Origin of the sequence: Curtobacterium sp. VKM Ac-2887, from assembly GCF_015350935.1 — a bacterium.
Taxonomy (GTDB): domain Bacteria; phylum Actinomycetota; class Actinomycetes; order Actinomycetales; family Microbacteriaceae; genus Curtobacterium.
In genome coordinates, this window is record NZ_JADKSB010000043.1 from 1 (window position 1) to 2,465 (window position 2,465).

Here is a 2,465-nt window from a genome sequence, read left to right on the forward strand (position 1 = left end):
CCGAGCACCAACGGACCAGGACGCACCTGGGCAGCGAAGTAGGCCACTGGAACGGCGCTGTCCACTGGCACGTCGAGCAGATCGCCGATGATCGCCTCAAGGCCAGTCTCCTCAAGCAATTCGCGCCGACAAGCCTCACGGAGGCTCTCACCTTCCTCCACCCCACCACCAGGAAGCACCCAATAGTTCCGACCGTCCTTCAATCGATCGATGACGAGCAGGCTCTCGCCTCGGATGACGACGGCCGCTGATCTGACGCGCATCCGGCCAGCACACCACGAAACGCCTGGCCGTGTCCCACAGCCCGGCGTCAAGGTGTCCCGACTGACGATCGGCTGTTGGGCGGTCGGCGACGGCGCTTCCGCTCGTATCCGCTTAAATCACCCCGTAGCGTCGTCCTATGTATCAAGACGGGCTGGTGGTCGAAGCGGCCAGCGCCGCGGACATTCCTGCAGCTCAAGCGCTCATCGACGGTGCGAGGCAGTGGCTGCGCTCGCGTGGGATAGACCAGTGGCAAGACCCCGTGCCGGATGCTGTTCTACTCCGCGACGCCGAGCAGGGGAATCTCTTCGTCGTGCGTCAGCACCAGGTGATCGTGGCCATGGTCACCGTGTCCGACTCGGACTCCGAGACGTGGGGCATGGAGAGCAGCTCCGCTGTGTACGTGCACCGACTGGCCGTTGCGCAGACTCATCGTGGCAGCCGGCTCGGACAACGACTGCTGGTGTGGGCAGAACACAGGGCTACCGAGCGCGGGGCGGCCCTCGTGCGGCTCGACTGTGCGACGGAAAACCCGGGCTTGCGGCGCTTCTACGAACAGCAAGGGTTCCGGCACGTTCGCGACGTGACGGTGACAGCCCTCGAGGGCGGGCGGCAACTCGCGTCCAGCCTCTACGAACACGAGCTGGTCCGGTAGCCGGTCGGCTACCGAGACAGGGACGGGGGCGGCCTCTCTTGCTCGCAGCGTTGCGGTCTGCCAGCGTTGGCGCATGGGCGACGACGTGACCACGCTGCGTCGAGTGCCCGGGTTCCGCCCGTACTGGTCTGCCGCGACCGTCTCGTCGTTCGGATCAGCAGTGACCGCGGTAGCCGTGCCGGTTCTCGTGGTGACGGTGCTGCACGCTAGCCCGTTCGAAGTAGGACTGGTCAACGCTGCCCAGTTTCTGCCGTACGCATTGTTCGGTCTGATCGTCGGCGCGTACGTCGATCGGTTCCGGCGCAAGCCACTCCTGATCTGGGCGAGTGTCGGTCGTGGCGTGTGCCTGAGCGCGATTCCGGTGCTTTGGTTGACCGGGCTCTTGAACCTCTGGGTGACGGCGGCGGCGTTGTTCGTGTTCGGAATCTTGTCCGTCGTGGGATTCGCCGCCGCGCAGTCCCTCCTCCCTCGGATCGTTCCTCGCCCTCTCCTGCTAGCAGCGAATGCGCGGGTGGATCAGAGTGACGCGGCAGCGCAGACGGTGGGCACGGCTCTCGGAGGTGTCCTGGTCAGCATCGTGACCGCCCCGGTGGCAATCGCGCTCGATGCGTTGAGCTACTTCGTCGACGCTGTCCTCATCGCCCGCGTCCGCGTCGTCGAGCAGAAGTCAGCACGCGTGGCGGCTGCGCGGCTGCGGCGCGACATCGCTGACGGGTTGCGGTGGACGTACGGTCATCCGATTCTCGCACCGCTGGCGCTGTCGACACATCTCTGGTTCCTCGCCAACGCCGCCGGACTGACGGTATTCGCGACACACACGCTCCGCACCCTCGCGCTCCCAGCGGCCGTGTACGGGGCCATCCTCGCAGTCAGCGGCGTCGCGATGCTCCTCGGTGCCACTGCGGCGCCGCGCCTCGGCACACGCTTCGGCGCCGGCCGAACGATCATCGCCGCACGAGCCGCCTACCCGATCGCATGGGCGGCCATCACGCTCACGACCGTTGGCACCGGTGTTGCAGCACCACCGGGGTCCGTCGTGGTCTTGTTCGTCGCCTTCGCCGTACACGGCGCTGCCGCGGGCTGCGAGAACGCGAACGAAATGAGCCTCCGCCAGACCGTCACTCCCGACGCGCTTCTCGGCCGGATGAACGGCACGATGCGCAGCGCGAACAGAACCCTTGCGGCTGCGGGAGCATTGAGTGGCGGCGCACTCATGACCGTCGCTGGGGATGGCTTCGCGCTGCTCGCGGTGACCCTCGTGTTCGCTGGCGCCGTCGTCGTCGCGATGTGCTCGCCCCTCAGAACCAACGCCGTTCGCTAGAGGATCGGCTTACGGACACCATGTCGAACCGCCCCGCACGGCGTTGGTCGCTAGGTTGATTGCAGTCCGGTCCTGCCGACGTGGTGAGCGGGAGGAGTGACGATGGGTGCGGGAGTGCTCCCATGAGTGCCGTGTGTTGGCGTCCCGCTGATCGTCGCAGTCATCGTGTCCGCGGTCGTCTCGCAAGCCAGCGACCGATGGTGATTGCTTGTTGATCGTTGTGGGGTA

General features: G+C 66.4%; 3 protein-coding genes. 2 read left to right on the forward strand and 1 reads right to left on the reverse strand.

The window, feature by feature from the left end:
• The coding region (locus tag ITJ69_RS20125) for an NUDIX domain-containing protein (RefSeq protein WP_194673839.1) at positions 1-263 on the reverse strand (263 nt) is incomplete at its 3' end.
• Positions 264-400: 137 nt separating this feature from the next.
• Here ITJ69_RS20125 and ITJ69_RS20130 point away from each other — a divergent pair.
• Both ITJ69_RS20130 and ITJ69_RS20135 read left to right on the forward strand, forming a co-directional pair.
• Positions 401-916: a GNAT family N-acetyltransferase gene (locus tag ITJ69_RS20130; protein ID WP_194673840.1), complete on the forward strand. Its 516-nt coding sequence runs from the start codon at positions 401-403 to the stop codon at positions 914-916.
• A 73-nt stretch (positions 917-989) separates the two neighbouring features.
• Entirely contained in the window at positions 990-2,237 is a 1,248-nt protein-coding gene (locus tag ITJ69_RS20135) for an MFS transporter (protein WP_194673841.1), read from the forward strand.
• The last annotated feature ends 228 nt before the right edge of the window (positions 2,238-2,465 follow it).